Here is a 22,256-nt window from a genome sequence, read left to right as displayed (position 1 = left end):
ACCTCCTGCCGGATAGGATGAGACCAGATACGGGAGATAAGCGGGGGACCAGGCTGGCTGCGCTGCTGACGCCTTCCCCGAGTCACCGATGTGTGGGCGTGCGAACGGCCGGAACTGCGCATGCGCGTCAGCCTCCGCAGGCCCGGTTTCCGAGCGGGGTTCGGTCGCGACCGGCACGGTCGGGCTGTCCGGGCGGAAACGGGCCACGGGCTGGTACCAGACGCCAAGCGTCGAATCGGTCGCACGCCGGGGCCACGCCGGTTGGCGCCGGGCGACCGCTCCGTTTACCGGCCGGAACATGGTCCGCTGCACTTCGGGCGCCAGCCAGCGCCCAGGAGCCGCAGCCGTTACGGTGCCGGCGCAAAACGCCAGCCCCCACGCCAGCACCAGGCATGCCGGCCGGCAGCAGAGCCACCCCCTGGAATTCGCCGCTGTTGCCTTGTCTGCCATGCCTTTCACGAGCCCCGAACGAAGCGGTCCACAGCCACTCGATCGGGGCGAGATGCGGGCATTTCAAGCCACCCCGTGCATGCCCGGCACTCAACCCAGGCCGTCGTCGCTGAGATTGTCGGGTGCCTTGAGGCGGATACCGCGCCGCGTGCGAGCATTCTCGGTCTTGCCTTCCTTTTCGCCAGGCTGTGGGGAAGCCGGCGAGGCGTCGCCGTCCTGCTTCTTGACCGAAACCTTCTTCGAGGCCGCTTTTTTCGCCACCGTCTTCTTGGCGGCCGCCTTCTTGGCGGTCGTCTTTCGAGTGGCGGTGTGACGCACCGCGGCCTTCTCCTCTGCCTGTTCGGCATCGGCGTCCGGCGCGTCTGCCGTTTTCTCCGCCGGCGAAGGCTCGGCTGGCGCCGGAGGGGCATCGACCGGCCCTCCGGTCGAGAGCCCGTTCACCGCCTCTGCCGGTTCGTCCGCGGCGGAGAACTGCGCAGGCGAGGCGTCTTCCACGGCCTTTTCACTACCGCTTTTCGCCTCCGCCGCGCTCGTGTCCGCTGCAGGAGAGGTCGTCTCGGGCCGTTCGGCAACCGGAGCATCGACCGGCGCCGGGGCACGCTCGTCGCCCTTGCCGGTCACGGGCGCCGAGGTCGTCTTGCGCGCGCGACGTTCGGCGATCCAGCCCCAGACCGACGCGATCACCCCGACCATCGCAAAGACGGCGGTCATCAGCCCGCCCCACAGGCGCATCCACAGCGGGGGGCCGGCTGCCGGCTCCTCTTCCAGCGGGTGGGTCTGTTCGGGGAGCAGCCCCTGGCCGGCACAATCCACGTTGGCGACCTCGCACAAGGCATCGGCGGCCTTGACGCAGCCCAGCGGGATCACGATCAGGGTCAGGATAGTGGATACCAGCACACCCGAGGCCAGCGATATGGCCATGCCCTGGAAGATGGGATCGAAGAAGATCACCGAGGAACCGCCCACCAGCGCCAGCGCAGTGATCAGGATGGGCCGGGTCCGGGTCTTGCACGCGCTGATCACCGCCTCGACCACACCCACCCCGGCGTGCAGGCGGTGTACCGAGAAGTCCACCAGCAGGATGGAGTTGCGCACGATGATGCCGGCCAGGGCGATCCAGCCGACCATGGAAGTAGCGGTGAACTCGCCGCCCCAGCCCATCTGGAAGAACAGCATGTGCGCCGGGATGATGCCCAGCAGGGTGAGCGGGATGGGTGCCATGATCAACGCCGGGATACGGAAGTTGCCGAACTCCCACACCACCAGAATGTAGATGAGGCCCAGCGCGGCGATGAAGGCCAGCCCCATGTCGCGGAAGGTTTCGTAGGTGACGGTCCACTCGCCCGCCCACTCGAAGGCCGAGTGCTCGTCGGTCGGCGGCGGCCCGGTCCAGTAGATGTGGTCGCACAGGCGCACTCCGTCGGGCGTGTCGCAACCCAGCTCCTGGAGCTTGTCCTGCACCTCGAGCATACCGTAGATGGGCGCGGCCAGCTTGCCGCCGACATCCGCCACCACGTATTCCACCGGCCGCAGGTCCTTGTGGTAGGCAATATGCGACTCGACCTTGCGCACGAAATGCCCCAGCTCGCGCAACGACACCCCCTTGCCGTCAGGCAAGGCCACCAGGATGTCGCCGAGGCGCGAAACATTGGAACGCTCGGCCAGCGGGATCTGGATGACGATGTTGATCGGCTCGTGACCCGCACGCTGCTTGACATCGCCCAGCACGTAGCCGCCCAGCGCCATCGCCAGTTCCCGGTTGATGGTCTCGACGGTGATGCCGCGCCGTTGGGCCTTCTCGTAGTCGATCTCGAAGTGCCAATAGTCGTAGGGCTCGCGCATGTAGTTGTCGACATCGACCAGGTTCTCGGTCTGGCGGAAGACGTCGGTGAGCATGGTGGCCACCGCGCGGCGGGTATCGCCGTCCGGCCCGTGGACCTCGGCCACCACCGATTGCAAAACCGGCGGCCCGGGCGGCATCTCCACCACCGCGAAGGTGGCCCCGCTGCCTTCGACCAGCTTGCGCACCTGCTCGCGCGCATCCACCGCGATCTCGTGGCTGGAACGCTCACGTTCGTGCTTGTCGAGCAGTTCGAGCTGGATCTCCGCCTGCCAGGGCTGGTTGCGCAGGTAGTAGTGACGCACCATGCCGTTGAAGTCGAAGGGGCGTGCGGTGCCGACGTAGATCTGCGCATCCACCACCTCGGGCATGCGCCGCAGACGGTCGGCGATACGGTGTGCCATGTTGCCAGTGACCGCGAGCGCGGTCCCCTCGGGCATGTTGAGCACCACCGAGAACTCGGGTTTGTTGTCCAGCGGCAGCATCTTCACCGCCACCCACTTGAAGTAGAACAGGCTGCACGCCAGGAAGAAGGCCCCCCACATCCCCAGCTTGAACAGGCGTGCGCGCCGCGGGCTGCGGATCATGGGAATCAGGATGCGGCGGAACAGGCCGTCGAGCCACTCGGCCTCCTTGTGCTCGCGCTTCTCGGCCTTCTCCAGGTAGTCCATGGTCGGCCGCAGGCGGCCGTGGATCGCCAGCCAGGGCGTGAACACGAAGGCGGCGAACAGCGAGACGGCCATGGCCACCGAGCCCAGCACCGGGATCGGCAGCATGTAGGGCCCCATCATGCCGGACACGAAGCCCATGGGCAGCAGGGCGCCGATCACGGTGCCGGTGGCGAGGATGGTCGGGTTGCCCACCTCGCGTACCGCATCCACCGCCGTGGCCATGTCGGTAGTGCCGGCCTCCAGCCAGCGCCGGTATATGTTCTCGACCACCACGATGGCGTCGTCCACCAGGATGCCGATGGAGAAGATCAGGGCGAACAACGACACCCGGTCGATGGTGAAGCCTAGCAGCCAGGCGCACAGGATGGTGAACAGCAGGACCACCGGAATCACCATCAGCACCACGATCGCCGGATTGAGCGCCTTGAACGCCAGCCACACCAGAGCGAACACGATGGCGGTGGCGATGAACAGCTTCTTGATCAGGGCGTTGACCTTGTCGTTGGCGGTCTTGCCGTAGTTGCGGGTGATGGTGACATTGACGTCGTTGGGGATCAGCGTGCCCTTGAGCGAATTGACCCGGGCGATGACCTCGTTGGCCACCTTCACCCCGTTGGTACCCTTCTTCTTGGCCACCGCGATAGTGACTGCCGGTACCGCCACCGCCCGGTCCAGATCGCCGCTGGCCGCACCCGAGTAGAAGGCCACCAGCTGGCGGGCGTCTTCCGGGCCCTGGCGCACATCGGCCACGTCGTGCACATAGACGGGCACGCCGCTGTGCACGCCCACCTGCAGTTCACGGATATCGTCGACGGTCTTCAGGAAGGCACCGGAGACCACCAGCAGGCGCGATCCCCCAGCCTCCACGTTACCCATCTGCTGTTCCATGTTGGCCGCCCGGATGGCCTGCGCCACCTGCCCCAGGCTGAGGCCGAAGCCGGCGAGCCGCTCGGGATAGACCTCGACGATCACCTGCTCGGCGCGCCCGCCGACCACGAAGCTGTTGCCGGTCTCGTGGATCTCGTTCAGGTGCTGGAGCACCGACTGCGCCAGGCGGCGCAGCTGCGAGTCATCCACGTCGGGCATGCCGTCCTGGTTGTAGTCCTTCTCCGACCACAGGGTGATGGTCACCACCGGCACGTCGTCGATGCCCTTGGCCTTTACCAGCGGCGGCAACACCCCGGGCGGGATGCGATCGCGGTTCGAAGCCAGCTTGTCGTTGACCTTGACCAGCGAGGGCGCCATGTCCTCGCCGACCTCGAACTGCACGGTGACCACGCCGCGCCCACGCTCGGCGGCGGAATAGACGTGCTTGACGCCGTCAATTTCATACATCAGCCGCTCGAGCGGCTGCACCGCCAGCGCCACCACCTGGTCGACGTCCGCACCGGGATACTGCACGAACAGGTCGATCATGGGCACCGAGATCTGCGGGTCCTCCTGGCGCGGGGTGATCATCAGGCCCAGGATGCCCAGACCCAGCATGGCGATGTAGAGCAGCGGCGAGAGCGGCGAGTTGATGAAGAAGCGGGTGATGGCGCCAGCGATGCCAAGGCTGTGTTCCTCGACCTGTACCCCTGCTTCCCAGTCCGGCTTGGTGTCGATCTCACTCATGCGTCTGCATCAATCCTGCTGGCTGACTACCCGTGGGCGGAAACTACGCGATTCGGACGGCTTCAATCCGCGGAACCATCGGGTTCGGCCGGCTTCGGCTGCTCGAGGATGGAAGGCCCGGGATTGACGTACACCCGGTCCCCCTCGGCAATGCCCGAGAGCACCGTGGTCATGCCATTGGGCAGGCGCCGGCCCTCGCGGATCATGCGCAGTTCGGGCCGGCCCTCGGCGTTCTGCACATAGACCACAGGCAGGTTGCCCCGGTAGATGATGGCCGAGGTGGGGATGGCCGGCAGCCGCGCCATGCTGGCGGCCTGCGAGGTGTCGGGGATCATTACCTTGGCGTACATCCCTGGCTTGGAGACTCCCTGCGGGATGTCGAACTTGACCTTCACGGTATGCCGCTGCACGTCCGCCATGGGGTAGATCTGGGCCACGCGGATGTCCACGGGGCCGGGATGATCGTCGAAAGTGGCGGCACGCGAAAGGATCATCATTGGTTGCAGCCCCTGGGCCAGCCGCGCCGGCAGGTCCACCTCGATCTGCAGCCAGCTGATGTCGGCGAAATCGAGCAGAGGCTGGCCCGGCTGCACGGTGTCGCCCTCCTCGACGTACTTGTGCATGATCACGCCGTCGAAGGGCGCCAGGCTCTTGGTGTCGCGCAGCTTGGCGTCGATGGCGCGAATCTCGGACTCGGCCCGCAGCATGGCACTGCGTGCCTGCTCGATGCGCGTGGTCGAGGCATACAAGTCGGCCTGACGCTCGGCATCGCGATCACGCTCGCCGAAGAAGTCCTCGGCCGCACCGGTGAACATCTGGTCGAACAGGTTGGGCAGCCCCATGCCGCCGGGCGCGGACTTGGACTTGGGCGACCACAGCTCGCGCGAGTACTGCACCCCGGCGTTGCGCAGCTCGGCCTCGGCGGCGGTGTACTGGGCATAGGCCGCGGCACGCTTGGCCAGCAGCTCGTCCTCGTCAAGTGCCACCAGCAGGGTGCCTTCCTTGAAGAAGTCGCCCTCCACGCCAGCCACGAACTTGACCCGTCCCGGCAACTGCGCGGCCAGGGTCACCCGACGATAGGGCACCACCGTGCCGCCGATGGCCACGGTCGGCTGCTCGGTGGATGCCTTCACCTCGAAGATCTCGACGGAATCCACTGTATCGGCCAGTACCGGGCCGACCAGACTCATTACGCCTATGACAGCGGCTGTCAGGATACTTCGCATGGTCGTTACAAGGTCCTTGTTGCGCGGCAGCGGGGACCCGGCCCCACCCCCGGATCTGGAGCGCAATTTCCGCGCCGGGAACAGCCCTTATCGGAACCACATGATGCGCGCGATTATCTCCCACGGGAGGGCGCCATTGCAATTGACCATCGTCAGGAAGCGGATGGAGGAAAACCCGGAATCGGCCACCCCTCCCGTATCCGCCCCCTGTTCAGGGACCACATGGCCGGGATACTATCGGCCACATTGGCCGACGCAGCTATGGGTGGAACAACATGAGCAGCAGTAACGTCATCGAACACCGCCTGAAACAGCTCGAGACCCACCTCGAACAGGAAAACCCGGTCCTGCTCAACGCGGTCCAGAGCTTCCGCAAGCTGGACCTGGTAACCCGGCGCATGGGCCTGCTCGGCGACGACGAATCACACGCCCCCCAGATCCCCTGGTGGCCCCTGATCTCGGTGCTGGGCACCTTTTCGGCGGGCAAATCCACCTTCATCAACGACTACCTCGGCGAGAAGCTTCAACGCAGCGGCAACCAGGCGGTAGACGACCGCTTCACCGTCATCTGCTACAGCAACCAGAAGGAATCGCACACCCTGCCCGGCGTGGCACTGGACTCCGACCCGCGCTTTCCCTTCTACAAGATCAGCGCCGAGATCGAAAAGGTCGCCGCCGGCGAGGGCTCGCGCATCGACGCCTATCTGCAGCTCAAGACCTGCGGCAGCGAGCACCTGCGCGGCAAGATCATCATCGACTCGCCCGGATTCGATGCCGATGCCCAGCGCACCTCCACCTTGCGCATCACCGATCACATCATCGACCTGTCCGACCTGGTGCTGGTGTTCTTCGACGGCCGCCACCCCGAACCCGGCGCAATGCGCGACACCCTCGACCACCTCGTGAACAAGACCATCCACCGGCCCGATTCCGGCAAGTTCCTCTATATCCTCAACCAGCTCGACACCACCGCGCGCGAGGACAACCCCGAAGAGGTCGTCGCCGCCTGGCAGCGCGCCCTGGGGGAACGCGGGCTCACCGCCGGACGCTTCTTCACCATCTTCAGCAAGAGCGCAGCCAACCCCATCGAGGACCCGGCTCTTCGCGACCGCTTCGAAAAGAAGCGTGACGCCGACCTGGCCGAAATCTACGCACGCATGCAGCAGGTAGAAGTGGAACGTGCCTACCGCATTGTCGGCAGCCTGGAGAAGACCGCGCGCGACATCGAGGAGAAGACCGTCCCCGCACTGCTCGAGCTGATCCGCGCCTGGCGCCGCCGCACCCTGATCGGCGATGCCGTGGTCCTGGCCCTGGCCTGCGGCCTGTTCCTCTACGGCTACCTGAACAGCGACCTGCCGCAGACCGGCTGGCACTGGCTGAGCCAGAGCCCGTTGCGCCTGTTCCTGGGCACCCTGGGCGCCTGGCTGGCCTGGCTGGGCCTGCACTTCGGGGTCCGCAAGCTGGCCGCACGCTCGCTGCGCGCCATGGCGCGACGCCTGGTCACCGAGCGCGGCATCCGCGGCAACCTGCTGGGTGCCTTCCTCGCCAATACCGTGCCCTGGCGCAGCATCTTCAGCAAGAAGCCACGCGGCTGGGCACGCCGCGACCGGCGGCGCATCGCCGAGGTGCTGGAAGACACCGACCGCTACGTGCAGGATCTCAACGACAGCTTCACCAACCCCTCGGGCCGGACACCCGTGGACCTCGAGGCCGAGGTGGCGGCACCCGAGCCGCGGGTCGCCAGCAGCGGGGAATGAGCGCACGCATTGGTATCGACCTCGGTGGCACCAAGATCGAAGGGGTGCTGCTGCATGCCGACGGCCGGCTCGACCCCCGGCTGCGCATCGCCACGCCCCAGGACGACTACCAGGCCACCCTGGACGCCATCGCCGGACTGGTCGATCATCTCGACCCCGGCGGTCGCCTGCCGGTAGGTATCGGCTCCCCGGGCGCGCGCTCACCCGAGACCGGCCTGTTGCGCAACAGCAACTCCACCTGCCTCAACGGCCAACCCCTGCTGGACGACCTGCAGGCCCGGCTCGGCCGGCCGGTACGCCTGGCCAACGATGCCGACTGCTTCGCCCTGTCCGAAGCATCGGACGGGGCGGCAGCCGGCGCACGCAGCGTGTTCGGGGTGATCATCGGTACCGGCACTGGCGCCGGCATCGTCATCGACGGCCGCCTGCTCGCCGGCCCCAACGCCATCGCCGGCGAATGGGGACACAATCCCCTGCCCTGGCCCGTGCACGATGAACTCCCCGGCCCCCCCTGCTACTGTGGCCGGCACGGCTGCATCGAGACCTTCCTCTCCGGCCCCGGCATGGCGCGCGACCATGGAACCGGCCAGGACAGCCGCGCCATCGTGGCCGCGGCCGAGGCCGGCGATCCGCGCGCCCGCACTACCCTGGACCGCTACCACGACCGGCTGGCACGCGCCCTGGCCTCGGTCATCAACCTGCTCGACCCCGAGGTGATCGTGCTCGGCGGCGGCATGGGCCAGATCCGCTCACTCTACAACGAGCTGCCCCGGCGGCTGCCGCCCTACCTGTTCTCGGACACCCTGCGCACCCGCATCGTGCCCCCCGCCACGGCGACGCCAGCGGGGTGCGTGGCGCCGCCTGGTTGTGGTCCCTGGAAGAAGTACGGGAATTCGCATAATCGGGCGCCGCATCCACTAAGATTTCTTCATACATTCCCTCATGGGAGAAGCGCATGAAACCGCAATACGCCAACACCCCGACCTCGCCGCATATCCAGGTGCCGCCGCACCCGCGGTGGTCGGCACTCTCGCCCGCCGAGCGCGAGGCGCTCCGCGAGCGCATCAAGCAGCTCATGCGCGAGCGCGATGCCGTGCTGGTCGCCCACTACTACGTGGACAGCGAGCTGCAATCGCTGGCCGAGGAGACCGGCGGCTGCGTGGCCGACTCGCTGGAGATGGCCCGCTTCGGTGCGCGTTCGGATGCCCGCACCCTGGTGGTCTGCGGCGTGCGCTTCATGGGCGAGACCGCCAAGATCCTCAATCCTGAGAAGACCGTGCTGATGCCCGACCTGGGCGCGACCTGCTCGCTCGACGAGGGCTGCCCGGCCGAGGCCTTCAGCGCCTTCTGCGACCAGCACCCCGACCGCACCGTGGTGGTGTATGCCAACACCAGCGCCGAGGTGAAGGCGCGCGCCGACTGGACCGTGACCTCGGGCATCGCGCTGGACATCGTGCGTCACCTGCACGAGCGCGGCGAGAAGATCCTCTGGGCCCCGGACAAGCACCTGGGCCGCTACGTGCAGCGCCAGACCGGGGCGGACATCCTGCTGTGGGAAGGCAGTTGCGTGGTGCACGAGGAATTCAAGGGCTTCGCACTCGAGCGCCTGCGCCGCCTGCACCCCGAGGCGGCGGTACTGGTACATCCCGAGTCGCCCGACGAGGTGGTCGGCCAGGCCGACGTGGTCGGCTCGACCACCGCACTGATCAAGGCGGTGAAGGAACTGCCCAACGAGGAGTTCATCGTCGCCACCGACGACGGCATCTTCTGGAAGATGCAGCAGGCCGCTCCCGGCAAGAAACTCATCTCTGCGCCCACCGCCGGCGAAGGCGCCACCTGCGAGTCCTGCGCGCACTGCCCCTGGATGGCCATGAACGCCCTGCAGAACCTCGAGACCGCCCTGCGCGAGGGCCGGAGCGAGATCCACATCGACGAGGCGGTCCGCCAGCGTGCGGTGGTCTCCATTCAGCGCATGCTGGGCTTTGCCGAACGACGCGGCTGACTCAGACCTTGAACCCGGCGCGGGCCAGCAGCGCCAGGTCCACCCCGCTGCTGCCTGCCTCGGCCGCGCGCTCGCCCAGCAGCAGACGTTCCAGGTAACGGGCCAGCAGGTCGACCTCCAGGTTCACCCGCCGGCCCGGCGCGTACTCGTCCATGATGGTCTCCTGCAGGGTATGTGGCACGATGTTCAGTTCGAACACCGCGCCATCCACCGCATTCACCGTCAGGCTGGTGCCATCCACCGTGATCGAGCCCTTGTGCGCGATGTAGCGCGCCAACTCGTCCGGCGCACGCACCCGGAAGCGCACCGAGCGGGCGTCATCGTGACGCTCCAGAATCTCGCCCAGCCCGTCCACGTGTCCCGACACTAGGTGCCCGCCAAGACGGGTCTGCAGGGTCAGCGCCTTCTCCAGGTTCACCCGGCTGCCGGGACGCAGGCTGCCCAGCGAGGTCAGCGACAGGGTCTCGTTGGACACATCGGCGGCGAAGCCGTCGCCCGGCAGCTCGACGGCGGTCAGGCACACGCCATTGACCGCGATGCTGTCGCCCAGGACCACATCGCCCAGGTCCAGCTTGCCAGTGGCGATGTGCAGCCGCAGATCGCCACCACGCGGCTCCAGGCGACGCACTTCTCCGATGGCCTGAATGATGCCGGTGAACATTGCAAACCTCTCCTGCCGTTCGAATGGCCCGCCAGTATAGGCCATGGACTACCTGTCCGGCGCCCCCTCTTGAAATCCCGGCCAGCGTCCCTATCTGCACCGCGAGACGAAACGAGGCTTCGGAAAAAGGAGGACAAGATCATGACGGCATTCGATTTTTCTCCCCTGTTTCGCGCAGCCATCGGCTTCGACCGCCTGACCGACGCGCTGGAGGCAGCGCGCCGTGCGGATACCGAGGGGTGGCCGCCCTATGACATCGAGCTGACCGGCGAGGATCGGTACCGGATCAGCATGGCAGTGCCGGGCTATTCCCCGGACGAACTGGACATCGAGGTGAAGGAGAACCGCCTGCGCGTGGCCGGCCGCCGCAAGGATGCACAGCAGGAACGCAAGTACCTGCACAAGGGCATCGTCCAGCCGGCCTTCGAGCGGGTATTCCAGCTCGCCGACTATGTGCAGGTGACCGGCGCCGAAGTGAAGGACGGCCTGCTGCATATCGACCTGGTGCGTGAAGTACCCGAGTCGATGAAGCCGCGGCGCATCGAGATCCGCACCGCAGGCCAGGAGGGCAAGCTGATCGAGGGCCAGGCCGATCGCGTCGAGGACGAAAACAAGGCGGCCGACGCGGCCTGATCCCGCATCGCGTATCATCACCCCGCTACGGCGGGGTTTTCTTTTGTTGACCCGGGGAGACGCCATGCAACGCCTGCTGCTCACAATCATCCTGCTGCTCGGCCTGATCGCCGCCGCACCCGCCGCGCTGCCGGTGGCGGTGGACGGGGAGCCCCTGCCCAGCCTGGCCCCCATGCTGGAGCGGGTCACCGGCGCGGTAGTCAACATCTCCACCAGCAGCCAGCGCAAGCTGCGCCGTCACCCCCTGCTGGACGACCCCTTCTTTCGCTGGTTCTTCGAGGGCATCCCCCAGGAACGGCAACGGCAGAACCAGAGCCTGGGATCGGGCGTCATCGTCGATGCGCGCAAGGGACTGGTACTGACCAACCACCACGTGATCGAGGAGGCCGACGAGATCCGCGTGACCCTCAAGGACGGGCGCAGCTTCCGCGCGCGCCTGCTGGGCAAGGACCCCGAAATGGACATCGCCGTTTTACAGATCCCGGCCGAGGATCTCACCGCCCTGTCCTGGGGCGACTCGGACAAGCTGCGGGTGGGGGATTTCGTGGTCGCCATCGGCAGCCCCTTCGGCCTCAGCCAGACGGTGACCTCGGGCATCGTGTCGGCACTGGGACGCAGCGGCCTGGGCATCGAGGGCTATGAAAACTTCATCCAGACCGACGCCTCCATCAACCCCGGCAACTCCGGCGGCCCGCTGGTGAACCTGCGCGGCGAACTGGTAGGCATCAACACCGCCATCCTGGCGCCGGGTGGCGGCAACGTCGGCATCGGCTTTGCCATCCCCGGCAACCTGGCGCGCGAGGTGCTGCGCCAGATCGTGGAATACGGCGGACTCAAGCGCGGCGTGTTTGGCGTCAGCATCCAGAACCTGAGCGGCGACCTGGCGCGTGCCCTGGGCCTGGAGCGCCCGCGCGGCGCGCTGATCGCCGAGGTGCGCCCGGGCTCCCCCGCGGAACGGGCCGGCCTGCAGGTGGGCGACGTGGTCACCCACATCGACGATCACGAGATCGCCAACGCCAGCGACTTCCATGCCCGCCTGGGGCTGGCACGCATCGGTCAGCACATCCGCCTGCGAGTACTGCGCGATGGCAAACCGCTGAGACTGTATGCCACCATCGCCGATCCCTACGCGGGCTTCGTTCCGGGCGAGCGCATCGCACCGATGCTGGTCGGCGCCCTGCTCGGCGAGGTGGTGGACGAATCGAGATTCGGCCGCAACCCGGCCATCGCGGTAGGTACGGTCGCTGCCGGCTCCGCAGCCTGGCGCGAAGGCCTGCGCGAGGGCGACGTGATCTACGAGGTCAACGGCCACCGGGTCACCAGCATCGAACAGCTCACCCAGCTGCTGCGAAGCACTCCCCGTATCTGGCAGGTCAGGTTGCGTCGGGGGGAACGTCTGCTGACGCTGATTTCTCGCTGACCCCACGCGGCCGAAGCGGCTGCGGTCGTCCCACGAGAAAGCCCTGCATGCAGGCGAACCCCGCCGCGCGTACCTGTTGCAGCACCTGCTCGTCTTCCACGCCTTCGGCCACGGTTCGCTGGCCGGTATCACTGATGAAATCCACCAGGTGGCTGACCAGGCGGAACTGCGCCTCCTGGCCGAGTGCACGAATCAGACTGATGTCGAACTTGACGATGTCCACCGGCATGGTGGTCAGATAGCGCAACGAGGAATAGCCGCTGCCGAAGTCGTCGAGCGCCACCAGAAATCCCTGGTTACGCAAATGCATCAGGTTGCTGCTGGCCTCTTCCATGCTCGTGATCAGTGCGGTCTCTGTCACCTCGATGACGATGCGGATATCGGACAGGAAGGGACGGAAGGGTTCCAACGCGGAGACGATGCCACTGCCCGAGATAGAGGGGGCCGACAGGTTGATGGAAACACCCGTGCCCGCGGGGATCACCCCCGAGTACAGCGCTCGCAAGAGCTCGTCCATCACCGCCTGGTCCAGCTCGCGTTCCAGGCGGCGCGATTCCACTACCGGCAGGATGTCGGCCGGCATCAGCACTTCATCACCATGCTGAATGCGCAAGAGCGCCTCGTAATAGCTGATGTGTTCATCATCCAGGCTGCGCACCGGCTGGTAGTACAGGCACAGCCCCTCGCCCTTCTCGATTGCCCGATAGACCGCCTCGTTGGCGCTGCTGGAAAACACCGGCCCGGTCTCTGAATCCAACGATTCACGATAGATGGTCACCGCTCCCGTGCTGGGGCGCTTGGAGTGGTACATGGCCACATCCGCCTGCCGCAACAGCACGTTGAGCGGGGTAGTCGGGTCATCGGTCGCCGGCGAGATCCCGATACTCAGGCGCACCGGTTCCTTGATCCCCAACTCCTCGCGGAAGGGGTAGCGTGACACCTCCCGCGCGCAACGTGCAGCCACCGCCATGGCCTGGCGATCGTCGCAATCGAGCAACACGCAGACGAATTCATCCCCCCCCAGGCGGAACAGCTGCTCGCCTCGACGCAGTGCCCGTTGCAGGCAACGCACGATCGCCTGCAACACCGCATCCCCGACATCGTGGCCATAGGTGTCGTTGATGGCCTTGAAATGGTTGACATCGCAGAGCATCAGGCGCATGGAGCGCTGGTCGCGTTCGGCCAGCGACTGCAAGGTATTCCAGAAGTGCTCGAAGGCTCGCCGATTCTGTGCCCCGGTGAGTGCATCCAGATGGGCAAGATTCCACAGTTCGCGGTTCTTCTCGTCCAGCGCATCGTTCACCTGGGACAGTTCGCGGTGATAGTCGAGCAAGGACTGCTCGGCCATCTCCAGCTCACGAATCTTCAACACGCTCCCTTCCAAGACCGACAGGTGCGGGCTCTCACCCTTGCGCAGAGCAGCCACCACCTCGGGTACGTGCTGCACGTTGCGCCCTACCACATGCATGAAGAAATACATCAATATCATGGTCGGCAAGAGCACCAGCACACCCAACAGCAGGATCAGGCGCAACACCAGCTCGTCCATGGCCTGCATGGTGAGCGTCTGGCGCAGATCGAAGCGGGCGGCGGCCACCAGGTCAGCCACCCGTGTCGTCGGTTCCTGCAACACAAAATACAGGGTCTGGGAAACAATTCTGTTGAACAGGTGTCGCCTGCGGATATTGGGCAACAGGCGGGCACTCAATGCCAGGTATCCCTCGACCTTCGTCGCACCCGCGCGTCGCAAGGGACGCATCAGGATGACCCTAACATCCTTGCCGGCCGGCAGGTAACGATCCTGCGCTCCACTGGTCTCCATCGAACGCGGCAAACTGTTGCCCTCGAAGACCGCCAGTGCGTTCCCTTCGGCGTCGTACACCATCAAGTCCTCGAAATAGGCCTGCTTCTCGGGATTACTGCGAATGCGATGGGCGTACCAGTAGGAAAAATAGGTGGGGCTGTAGAGCTGCTGGTAGAGCTCGTCCCACTGGATGAAGCGCTCCGCCTCCTCTTGCAGGATCGCAATCGTGCGATGAATCGCCGCCTCGAGCTCGCTGGCGGCAACCTGTTGCTCGCTATCCTCGATGGTCTGTTTGGCTGTCTCGTACTGGTGGTAGGCAACCAGGCCGAAAAGCACGTAGGTTGCGCCCAGCAACAATACCAGCCAGAGCGCATAATGCCGGAAAGAAAAACTGATGCCGGCCATGGTCGTTGCCCGTCAGCTATCGCCCGACAGGACCTGTTCCACCATATCCTGCAGATCGAATTCGTGAGCACTGTCGAAGAAGTGATTGGCACCTTCGATGACACGCAGGTCCACGCCGCTCTTGCGCACCCTGCGAATCCAGCCTGCCTCGAGCCGCTTGTCATCGGACCCTACGATCACACACACGGGAACCTTCGCCTCTACCATGGCGCGCACCATCTTCTCGGGCGACCAATCGTTGTAGGAATGGAAGGCTGCGGGCGTCGTGGGATAACGGCCGCAATAGCCCAACCGGTATTCACTTAGCTGCCCGGCAACTTCGGGCTCAGAAGACAAGACGCCCCCTACCTGGGGTGCGATGCTGAGCATGATGACACGTGCCACTGGCGCATCAGGATACCGGGCCAGGTAACGGCTCAGCACGCCCCCCCGGCGTTGTGACCAATCACCGCCACGCGCCGGCCCGTTCGCCGGGAGAGCCATTCGACCCAGCGAGCCACTTCCCGCCCATCACCATCCAGGTCGTGGAGGTGCAGCGCCTCGCACTGCAGGCTCTGGCTGCGACGCGGCACACCCAGGCTCAGGGTCGGCAACAGCACCATATACCCCGCCTCGTTCAGTGCTTCGCCCAGGCGTCGCACCGTCGCAAACTCCCGCGTCTGCAGAAAACCGTGCAGAATGAGCACCGGGTCCGCCCCTTCCGCATCGCCTTCCAGCAACTCGGCCGTGGCCGGGAGGCCTCCGGCCATTTCCAGTTCGACGACCTCGGCAAGGCTCGCACCGGCGAGCAGCCAACCCGTGACCGCCAGCAGGCATAAGCGGAAAAATCCTGGAATGGCGGGTTCTCGCATTACCCTCTACTCTCCGGCAACGACCGCCCGGTGGCCGTTACTCCAGAAAGTATAACGGCTGACGATGCGGGAACCTTAACTGGCTTCACGCAGCGAATGCGTTCATTCGAAAGGATGACGCAGCACCATGGTCTGGGCACGATCAGGGCCGGTGGAAATGATGTCGATCGGCGTCTCGCACAGTTCCTCGATCTTCTTCAGGTAGGCGCGCGCAGCCGCCGGCAGCTCGTCCATCGAAGTGGCGCCGACGGTCGATTCCTGCCAGCCCGGCATTTCAATCAACACCGGCTCGCACTCCGCGAAGCGGTCGGCACCCACCGGCGGAGTATCGACTTCCTTGCCGCCGAGCCGATAGGCGACACAGATCTTCACGCGTTCCAGGCCGTCGAGCACGTCCAGCTTGGTGATGCACATACCGGTGACGCTGTTGATCTTGAGCGATCGGCGCAGTGCCACGGCATCGAGCCAGCCGCAACGACGCTTGCGGCCAGTGGTGGCGCCAAACTCGTGCCCCTTCTCGCCCAGATGGTTGCCGTCACCGTCGAACAGCTCGGTGGGGAAGGGACCGGCACCGACGCGGGTGGTGTAGGCCTTGACGATGCCCAGCACATAGTCGAGATCCCGCGGACCCACGCCGCTGCCGCTGGCCGCGCCACCCGCGGTGGTGGTCGAGGAGGTGACATAGGGATAGGTGCCGTGGTCGATGTCGAGCAACGCACCCTGGGCGCCTTCGAACATCACGTTCTTGCCCTCGGCGCGCAGCCGGTGCAGGGTGCCGGGCACGTCCTCGATCAACGGCAGGATCTGCTCGGCCTGCGCCAGCGCTTCGTCGAGCACCTGCTGGTAACCCACGGTGTCGAATTTGAAATAATGCTCGAGCGCAAAGTTGTGATAGTCCATCACCTCGCGCAGGCGCTCTGCGAAATGATCGGCATCGAGCATCTCGCCCAGACGGATACCCCGCCGCGACACCTTGTCCTCGTAGCAGGGGCCGATACCGCGACCCGTGGTGCCGATGGCCTTCTTGCCGCGCGCCGCCTCGCGCGCCTGGTCGAGCGCAATGTGATACGGCAGGATCACCGGGCAGGACTCGCTGATGCCCATGCGTGAACGTGCGTCCACACCGTTCCGCTCGAGCTGCTCGAGTTCCTCGATGAGCGCCGAGGGCGAGAGCACGACGCCATTGCCGATCAGGCAGCGCACGTTCTCGCGCAGGATGCCCGAGGGGATCAGGTGCAACACCGTCTCCTTGCCATCGATCACCAGGGTATGTCCGGCATTGTGCCCCCCCTGGAAACGCACCACGGCGTCCGCGCGATCGGTGAGCAGGTCCACGACCTTGCCCTTGCCTTCATCACCCCACTGGGTGCCAATGACGACTACGTTCTTGCCCACTTGTCTGTCCTGCCAATGTTGGTTTGATCGATCATTCGTACGGACGCAGCACCCAGTCTCCGTCCTCCAGTCGCAGCTGTTCGCCGATGCCGGCCTCGTCCGGACATATCGCCTGCCCAGGGAGCTCACGGATCACCACGCGACCGGCCGCACGCAGTTCACGGATGCGTGCGTCGAGCGCCGGATCGGTGACCGCCGGTGCCAGCACGGCCGGCTCCTCCATCGGCGCACCGGCGTCACCCAGCAGCATCAGCGTCTTGAGATCGGCGCTGAAACCAGTGGCCGGGCGCGCACGCCCGAACTTCTCGCCAATGTGGTCGTAGCGACCACCGCGCGCCACCTCGTTGCCCTGCCCCGGAACGAAGGCAGCGAACACCACTCCGGTCTGGTAGTGATAGGCACGCAACTCGGCCAGGTCGTAATGTACCGGGGTCTCCGGCAAGCTGTGCCCGAGCTGCAGGCCCAGCGCCTCCAGGTAGTCGATCGCCGCCAGCACATCCTGCGGCGCCTCTGCCAGCGCTTCGCGCGCATGCGCCAGCACCCCCGCATCGCCGTTCAGGTCAGCAAGGGCCTCGAACATTGCGGCCTGCGCGGGCGGCAGATCGAAACCGGCCACCAGTTCACCGATCTCGGGCCGCGCCTTGCGTTGCAGGGCCTCGAACAGCGCGGCCTCCTGCTGCTCGTCCAGCCCGGCCTGGCGCGCCAGACCACGAAAGATGCCGACATGTCCCAGGTCGAGATAGATCTCGGGCAGCCCGGCGATGCGCAGCGTCTCCATCATCAGGCAGAGCACCTCGGCATCCGATTCGATGCCGGCGTGCCCATACAGCTCGGCACCAATCTGCAAGGGGCTGCGCGAGGAGGAGAAGCCGTCCGGCCGGGTACGCAGTACGCTGCCCATGTAGCACAGCCGGGTGGGCCCCTGCTGCTGCAACTGGTGGGCGTCGATGCGCGCCACCTGCGGCGTCATGTCGGCACGGATACCGAGCTGGCGCCCACTGAGCTGGTCGGTGAGCTGAAAGGTCTGGAGTTCCAGGTCCTTGCCCGCACCGGTGAGCAGCGAATCGAGGTATTCGATCACCGGCGGGATCACCAGGCGATAACCCCAGCTCCGGTAGGTGTCGAGCAGGCGGCGACGCAGGACCTCGAGCGCCGCAGCCTGCTCGGGCAGCAGCTCATCGATGCCTTCGGGCAACAGCCAGCTACGATCTTGCACGTTCATGATCTCACCAGGTACAGCAGCAGTACGCCAAACGCCATGGCGCCGAGCCCGAAAGCGCGCAGCTGCCGGTCGCCCAGCTCGGCGAGCCGGCGCACTGCGTCACGATAGCCGCCGGGCGAAAGAAACGGCAGCATGCCCTCGATCACGAACACCAGTGCCAGCGCCGCGAGAAAATCCTGCCACATGCCGATTCCCACAAAAAAGCCGGGAAACCCCGGCCGGTCGGTCGATAGGCTCTCGGCGACACACCGAAAACCGGGCGATTTTCGCAAATCGCCCACATAAAGTACAGGCGGAACCAATCAAGTCCGCCGACAAATAGTCGTCTGCCCTATCCATACTGCATTACAGATTGCAGCTCTCGCCAGCAACAAGGCCGCGCCCCCTCTCCGACCGGATGCCTTCACGATCGAGGGTTGGGGGGCATGACGCCCCCGGCATCATCAGGGTTTGAGGGGCTGTTGCGACTTGAAGTAGCGGAAGAATTCCGAGTCGGGATCGAGCACCATCAGACTCTGGCCGTCGCGGAAGACCTCGCGGTAGGCCTTGAGGCTACGCCAGAAGTTGTAGAACTCACGGTCGCGATCGAAGGCCTGGGCATAGATCTGGGCGGCCAGGGCATCGCCTTCACCGCGCAGCAGTTCGGCATCGCGGTAGGCCGTGGCCAGGATCTCGGTACGCTGACGGTCGGCATTGGCCTGGATGCGCTCTGCCGCCTCGGCGCCCTCGGCTCGCAGCTCGGCGGCCACACGATGCCGCTCGGTGCGCATGCGCTCGTAGATGTTCTCGCTGATCGCCTCCTCGAAGTCGATCTGCTTGACGCGCACATCGACGATCTCGACCCCCAGGTCGGCGGCCGCGACATCGGCCTCGCGCGCCAGCTTGCGCATGATCTCGGTACGCTCGCCGGAGACGACCTCACGGATGGTGCGTTTGCCGAATTCGTCACGCAGCGCGGCGTTGATCCGCGCCGAGAGCAGACGCGCGGTCTGCGTGGGACTGCCGCGCGTGGAGCGGAAGTACTGCGCCACGTCCGAAATACGCCACTTCGCGTAGGAATCGACCACCACAAACTTCTTCTCGACAGTGAGGAACCGCTCGGGCTCCAGGTCGAGCGTCTGGATGCGCCTGTCGAAGACCTTCACACTCTGCACCAGCGGTGTCTTGAAGTGCAGGCCGGGGTCGTAGTTGGAATCGACGATCTCGCCCAGTTGCAGGCGCAGGGCCACCTCGTTCTCCTTGACGATGAAGAAGGAGGCATTGAGCAGGCCCACCACCACGACCAGCAGGACGAGCAGGAATATCGGCTTGGCGGAATTCATCAGCGGCTACCTCTTTCGCGCGGGAAGACCGAACGGGCGGGCCGGCGGGGCAAGCGGGTGACGCCCGGCAGTTCCACCTCCTGCGGATTGCTCTGTTGCGGACGCAATACCACGTCGCGGTCGATGCCGACACTACCCGCGCCCGGCTTGAACAGCCGGTCCAGCGGCAGGTAGGTCAGATTGTTGCCACCCTTGACATCCAACAGCACCTTGCCGGTGCCCTGGAGCACGTCCTGGATACTCTCCAGGTACAGGCGGTCACGGGTCACCTCCGGTGCCTTCTCGTACTCGGCGAGCAGCGCCAGGAAACGCTTGGACTCACCCTCGGCCTCGGCCACCACCTTGGCCTTGTAGGCCTTGGCGTCCTCAAGCAGGCGCGCCGCCGCACCGCGTGCGCGCGGCACCACGTCGTTGGCATAGGCCTGCGCCTGGTTCTGCACCCGTTCGCGATCCTCGCGCGCCTTGATGGCGTCGGCGAAGGCGTCCTGCACTGCCTCTGGCGGCTTGGCATCCTGGATGTTGATGTTGAGCACCTTGAGCCCGGCACGGTACAGATCGACCAGGTCCTGGGTGCCCTTCTGCACCGACAGGGCGGTGCCGCTGCGGTTCTCGGTGATGACCTCATCCAGATTGCTCTTGCCGATCACCTCGCGCAGGGCGGACTCCATGGCATTGCGCAGGGTCAGCGGCGGATTGGCGTCCTGGAACAGGAAGTCGGCCGGGTCCTGGACGCGGAACTGCACCTCGACGGTAACATCGACGATGTTCTCGTCCTTGGTCAGCATCTGCGCTCGGTGCACGAACTTGTTGATCTGGTCGACATTCACCGCCTGGTAGCTGTCGACGAACGGCAGCTTGAGATGCGGCCCCGGACCGACCAATTCGTGGTAGGCACCGAAACGCAACACCACGCCGCGCTCGGCGGGCTGGATGATATAGAAGCTGTTGATGGCGGCAGCGATCAGCGCCACCGCGACCAGGCCCATGCCCAGCATGCCGAAACCGCGGCGGCCACCGGCACTACCACCGCCACCGCCGCGCCCGCCAAACAGACTACCGACCTTGTCCTGCAGCTTGCGAACCACTTCGTCCAGATCGGGGGGACCTTCGCCGCCCTTGTTGTTCCAAGGGTCGCGATTGCCATTACCCGGCTCGTTCCACGCCATGCATGACTCCAAGTGAGATGAACCTCTGAACGCAAGTCTATCAACACCGGGCGGTGCTGTCCGCGTTCATTTGCCCGCGCAGCCTACGCGGTAAGGCAGTCTTCGCCCAATGCCGGCCAATGCGAGGCCAACCAGGTCTCGTGCTTGCGCAGGCGCTCGTACTCCTGCGGCGCGAGTTCCACCTCCAGGCAGCAACCGCCATCATCGGTCGCTTCCTCGGCGAGCACCCGGCCGCGCGCGAACAGCAGGGCACGCAGCCGCGCGCGAACAGCAGGGCACGCAGCCGCCCCTGTTCGGGTGGCAGACAGATGCGCCGCCGCACCGCCTGTTCGGCAAAGCGCTCGGCCAGCACCTGCAACAGCAGGTCGCACCCCCGACCGTCGGCCGCCGACAGCCAGACCGCCACGGCGCGGCCCGAAGCATCGCGGTCGATGCGTGGTTCGGCGTCCTCGATGCAGTCGATCTTGTTGTAGATGTTCAGGCGCGGCACCTCCAGCGCGCCGATCTGCGCCAGAACGTCTTCGACCTCGGCGATGTTCTCGGCACGCCGCGGGCTGGCCGCGTCGATCACGTGGAGCAAGAGGTCGGCCTCGGCAGTCTCCTGCAGGGTGCTGCGAAAGGCGGCCACCAGGTCGTGGGGCAGGCGCGAGACGAAACCGACGGTGTCGGCCAGCACCACCGGAGGACAACCGTCCAGCACCAGCCGGCGCAAGGTCGGATCCAGGGTGGCGAAAAGCTGGTCCTGCGCGTAGACATGGGCGTCAGTCAGGCGGTTGAACAGGGTGGACTTGCCGGCGTTGGTATAGCCGACCAGCGAAACGGTCGGCGTCTCCGCGCGCTGGCGGGCACGCCGACCCTGGGCGCGTTGGCTGTCCACTCGCGCCAGGCGGCGGCGGATCTGGTCGATGCGCTGACCAAGCAACCGCCGGTCGGTCTCCAGCTGGGTTTCGCCCGGGCCGCGCAGGCCGATGCCGCCCTTCTGGCGCTCGAGGTGTGTCCAGCCACGGATCAGACGGGTAGACAGGTGGCGCAGCTGCGCCAGCTCCACTTGCAGCTTGCCTTCGTGCGAACGTGCGCGCTGGGCGAAGATGTCGAGGATCAGGCCGGTGCGGTCGAGCACCCGGCATTCGAAGAAGCGTTCGAGATTGCGTTCCTGGCTGGGCGAGAGCTCATGGTCGAAGATCACCAACTGCGCCTCGCGGGCCAATACCTCCGCGCGGATCTCCTCGGCCTTTCCCGACCCCACGAAGAGGCGTCGGTCCGGGGCGTGGCGCTGGGCGGTCACCAGGGCTTGTGGCTCGGCCCCGGCGGAGATCGCCAACTCCGAGAACTCACGCAGGGCCTCGGGATCGGGTGCCCCGTGAAAGGCAACATGAACCAGGATGGCACGCTCGCCGCGCTGCGGGCGCTCAAACATCACCAGCGGCCGGGCGGCAAACGAACAGGCCTCGCGGCACAGCCGCGAGGCCTGTCGAGAAATGACAGCGGATGGACATCACGGGCGGCCGGAATCACCCTCGTCATCGCCGGCCTGGGCCTGCTGGAGCCGTACGTTACGCGCCGGCACCACGGTAGAGATGGCGTGCTTGTAGACCATTTGACTGACGCTGTTCTTCAGCAGCACCACGAACTGGTCGAATGACTCGATGGTGCCCTGAAGCTTGATGCCATTGACGAGAAAGATGGATACCGGAATGCGCTCCTTGCGCAGGGTGTTCAGGAAGGGATCCTGCAGGCTCTGCCCCTTGGACATCGTCATGACTCCTTGTTTCTATTTGAGTTTTTAATGGCTTTGATAAGGTTGTGACAAAAAGACG

Annotated in this window: 18 protein-coding genes; 5 read left to right on the top strand and 13 right to left on the bottom strand. The window is 65.7% G+C overall.

What is annotated here, in order from left to right; all coding sequences use genetic code 11:
• Positions 1 to 540: 540 nt before the first annotated feature.
• Together EBS_RS04495 and EBS_RS04490 are read right to left on the bottom strand one after the other, a co-directional pair.
• Positions 541 to 4,575: an efflux RND transporter permease subunit gene (locus EBS_RS04495; RefSeq protein WP_043107560.1), complete on the bottom strand. Its 4,035-nt coding sequence runs from the start codon at positions 4,573 to 4,575 to the stop codon at positions 541 to 543.
• Positions 4,576 to 4,637: 62 nt separating this feature from the next.
• Positions 4,638 to 5,765 carry an efflux RND transporter periplasmic adaptor subunit gene (locus EBS_RS04490; RefSeq protein WP_052199299.1) on the bottom strand — a complete coding sequence of 376 codons (1,128 nt, stop codon included), beginning with the start codon at positions 5,763 to 5,765 and terminating at the stop codon, positions 4,638 to 4,640.
• 311 nt (positions 5,766 to 6,076) lie between these two features.
• Here EBS_RS04490 and EBS_RS04485 point away from each other — a divergent pair, with 311 nt between their 5' ends.
• Genes EBS_RS04485 through nadA form a run of 3 tightly spaced genes read left to right on the top strand, consistent with a single transcriptional unit; the run spans position 6,077 to position 9,560 of the window.
• Positions 6,077 to 7,558, top strand: a complete 1,482-nt coding sequence (locus EBS_RS04485) for a dynamin family protein (RefSeq protein WP_043107559.1) — start codon at positions 6,077 to 6,079, stop codon at positions 7,556 to 7,558.
• Positions 7,555 to 8,517 (top strand): ROK family protein, encoded by a 963-nt coding sequence (locus EBS_RS04480; protein WP_331711253.1) that lies wholly within the window; start codon positions 7,555 to 7,557, stop codon positions 8,515 to 8,517. Before EBS_RS04485 ends, EBS_RS04480 begins: the two co-directional genes overlap by 4 nt.
• On the top strand, positions 8,514 to 9,560 hold the full coding sequence (gene nadA / locus EBS_RS04475; RefSeq protein WP_043107558.1) for a quinolinate synthase NadA: 1,047 nt from the start codon (positions 8,514 to 8,516) through the stop codon (positions 9,558 to 9,560). The genes EBS_RS04480 and nadA overlap by 4 nt, the downstream gene beginning before the upstream one ends.
• Before the next feature lies 1 nt (position 9,561).
• Here nadA and EBS_RS04470 read toward each other — a convergent pair whose 3' ends face one another.
• Complete coding sequence (locus tag EBS_RS04470; protein ID WP_043107557.1) at positions 9,562 to 10,221, bottom strand: riboflavin synthase; 660 nt, start codon at positions 10,219 to 10,221, stop codon at positions 9,562 to 9,564.
• A gap of 141 nt (positions 10,222 to 10,362) precedes the next feature.
• On the opposite strand from EBS_RS04470, the gene EBS_RS04465 reads away from it, so the two are divergent.
• Both EBS_RS04465 and EBS_RS04460 read left to right on the top strand, forming a co-directional pair.
• The gene (locus tag EBS_RS04465) at positions 10,363 to 10,854 is read left to right on the top strand and encodes an Hsp20 family protein (protein WP_043107556.1); all 492 of its coding nucleotides are present in this window, start codon (positions 10,363 to 10,365) and stop codon (positions 10,852 to 10,854) included.
• Positions 10,855 to 10,918: 64 nt separating this feature from the next.
• Positions 10,919 to 12,274 (top strand): DegQ family serine endoprotease, encoded by a 1,356-nt coding sequence (locus EBS_RS04460; RefSeq protein ID WP_043107555.1) that lies wholly within the window; start codon positions 10,919 to 10,921, stop codon positions 12,272 to 12,274.
• Here EBS_RS04460 and EBS_RS04455 read toward each other — a convergent pair.
• The 10 genes from EBS_RS04455 to hfq all read right to left on the bottom strand — a co-directional run bounded on the left by EBS_RS04455 (position 12,228) and on the right by hfq (position 22,192).
• The gene (locus EBS_RS04455; RefSeq protein WP_052199298.1) at positions 12,228 to 14,483 is read right to left on the bottom strand and encodes a putative bifunctional diguanylate cyclase/phosphodiesterase; all 2,256 of its coding nucleotides are present in this window, start codon (positions 14,481 to 14,483) and stop codon (positions 12,228 to 12,230) included. The two genes, EBS_RS04460 and EBS_RS04455, sit on opposite strands and share 47 nt — an antisense overlap.
• Positions 14,484 to 14,495: 12 nt before the next feature.
• Entirely contained in the window at positions 14,496 to 14,852 is a 357-nt protein-coding gene (locus EBS_RS13920; RefSeq protein ID WP_148307659.1) for an alpha/beta fold hydrolase, read from the bottom strand.
• 47 nt (positions 14,853 to 14,899) lie between these two features.
• Positions 14,900 to 15,334: an alpha/beta hydrolase family protein gene (locus EBS_RS13490; RefSeq protein WP_081999813.1), complete on the bottom strand. Its 435-nt coding sequence runs from the start codon at positions 15,332 to 15,334 to the stop codon at positions 14,900 to 14,902.
• 102 nt (positions 15,335 to 15,436) lie between these two features.
• Positions 15,437 to 16,729 (bottom strand): adenylosuccinate synthase, encoded by a 1,293-nt coding sequence (locus tag EBS_RS04445; protein ID WP_043107554.1) that lies wholly within the window; start codon positions 16,727 to 16,729, stop codon positions 15,437 to 15,439.
• Positions 16,730 to 16,760: 31 nt separating this feature from the next.
• Positions 16,761 to 17,951 carry an ATP phosphoribosyltransferase regulatory subunit gene (locus tag EBS_RS04440; RefSeq protein ID WP_043107553.1) on the bottom strand — a complete coding sequence of 397 codons (1,191 nt, stop codon included), beginning with the start codon at positions 17,949 to 17,951 and terminating at the stop codon, positions 16,761 to 16,763.
• Entirely contained in the window at positions 17,948 to 18,136 is a 189-nt protein-coding gene (locus EBS_RS04435; RefSeq protein ID WP_043107552.1) for a DUF2065 domain-containing protein, read from the bottom strand. Before EBS_RS04435 ends, EBS_RS04440 begins: the two co-directional genes overlap by 4 nt.
• A gap of 258 nt (positions 18,137 to 18,394) precedes the next feature.
• Positions 18,395 to 19,273, bottom strand: coding sequence for a protease modulator HflC (hflC, locus tag EBS_RS04430; RefSeq protein ID WP_043107551.1), 879 nt, complete (start codon positions 19,271 to 19,273; stop codon positions 18,395 to 18,397).
• A complete protein-coding gene (gene hflK / locus EBS_RS04425) occupies positions 19,273 to 20,439 on the bottom strand; it encodes an FtsH protease activity modulator HflK (RefSeq protein ID WP_052199297.1) in 1,167 nt (388 codons plus the stop codon). Before hflK ends, hflC begins: the two co-directional genes overlap by 1 nt.
• Positions 20,440 to 20,479: 40 nt before the next feature.
• The gene (gene hflX, locus EBS_RS04420; protein WP_070104715.1) at positions 20,480 to 21,856 is read right to left on the bottom strand and encodes a ribosome rescue GTPase HflX; all 1,377 of its coding nucleotides are present in this window, start codon (positions 21,854 to 21,856) and stop codon (positions 20,480 to 20,482) included.
• 78 nt (positions 21,857 to 21,934) lie between these two features.
• Complete coding sequence (gene hfq / locus EBS_RS04415; RefSeq protein WP_043107550.1) at positions 21,935 to 22,192, bottom strand: RNA chaperone Hfq; 258 nt, start codon at positions 22,190 to 22,192, stop codon at positions 21,935 to 21,937.
• Positions 22,193 to 22,256: the final 64 nt, after the last annotated feature.

This window comes from endosymbiont of unidentified scaly snail isolate Monju (genome assembly GCF_000801295.1).
Taxonomy (GTDB): Bacteria; Pseudomonadota; Gammaproteobacteria; order Chromatiales; family Chromatiaceae; genus MONJU.
Note: the sequence above shows the minus strand (reverse complement) of the source record. Positions and strands in the feature narration are given on the sequence as shown.

What these genes read in the sequence shown, in the direction of transcription:
- EBS_RS04495 (WP_043107560.1), bottom strand. Translation starts at nt 4,575, where the DNA reads ATGAGTGAGATCGACACCAAGCCGGACTGGGAAGCAGGGGTACAGGTC.
- EBS_RS04490 (WP_052199299.1), bottom strand. Translation starts at nt 5,765, where the DNA reads ATGAGTCTGGTCGGCCCGGTACTGGCCGATACAGTGGATTCCGTCGAG.
- EBS_RS04485 (WP_043107559.1), top strand. Translation starts at nt 6,077, where the DNA reads ATGAGCAGCAGTAACGTCATCGAACACCGCCTGAAACAGCTCGAGACC.
- EBS_RS04480 (WP_331711253.1), top strand. Translation starts at nt 7,555, where the DNA reads ATGAGCGCACGCATTGGTATCGACCTCGGTGGCACCAAGATCGAAGGG.
- nadA (WP_043107558.1), top strand. Translation starts at nt 8,514, where the DNA reads ATGAAACCGCAATACGCCAACACCCCGACCTCGCCGCATATCCAGGTG.
- EBS_RS04470 (WP_043107557.1), bottom strand. Translation starts at nt 10,221, where the DNA reads ATGTTCACCGGCATCATTCAGGCCATCGGAGAAGTGCGTCGCCTGGAG.
- EBS_RS04465 (WP_043107556.1), top strand. Translation starts at nt 10,363, where the DNA reads ATGACGGCATTCGATTTTTCTCCCCTGTTTCGCGCAGCCATCGGCTTC.
- EBS_RS04460 (WP_043107555.1), top strand. Translation starts at nt 10,919, where the DNA reads ATGCAACGCCTGCTGCTCACAATCATCCTGCTGCTCGGCCTGATCGCC.
- EBS_RS04455 (WP_052199298.1), bottom strand. Translation starts at nt 14,483, where the DNA reads ATGGCCGGCATCAGTTTTTCTTTCCGGCATTATGCGCTCTGGCTGGTA.
- EBS_RS13920 (WP_148307659.1), bottom strand. Translation starts at nt 14,852, where the DNA reads ATGCTCAGCATCGCACCCCAGGTAGGGGGCGTCTTGTCTTCTGAGCCC.
- EBS_RS13490 (WP_081999813.1), bottom strand. Translation starts at nt 15,334, where the DNA reads ATGCGAGAACCCGCCATTCCAGGATTTTTCCGCTTATGCCTGCTGGCG.
- EBS_RS04440 (WP_043107553.1), bottom strand. Translation starts at nt 17,951, where the DNA reads ATGAACGTGCAAGATCGTAGCTGGCTGTTGCCCGAAGGCATCGATGAG.
- EBS_RS04435 (WP_043107552.1), bottom strand. Translation starts at nt 18,136, where the DNA reads ATGTGGCAGGATTTTCTCGCGGCGCTGGCACTGGTGTTCGTGATCGAG.
- hflC (WP_043107551.1), bottom strand. Translation starts at nt 19,273, where the DNA reads ATGAATTCCGCCAAGCCGATATTCCTGCTCGTCCTGCTGGTCGTGGTG.
- hflK (WP_052199297.1), bottom strand. Translation starts at nt 20,439, where the DNA reads ATGGCGTGGAACGAGCCGGGTAATGGCAATCGCGACCCTTGGAACAAC.
- hflX (WP_070104715.1), bottom strand. Translation starts at nt 21,856, where the DNA reads ATGTTTGAGCGCCCGCAGCGCGGCGAGCGTGCCATCCTGGTTCATGTT.
- hfq (WP_043107550.1), bottom strand. Translation starts at nt 22,192, where the DNA reads ATGTCCAAGGGGCAGAGCCTGCAGGATCCCTTCCTGAACACCCTGCGC.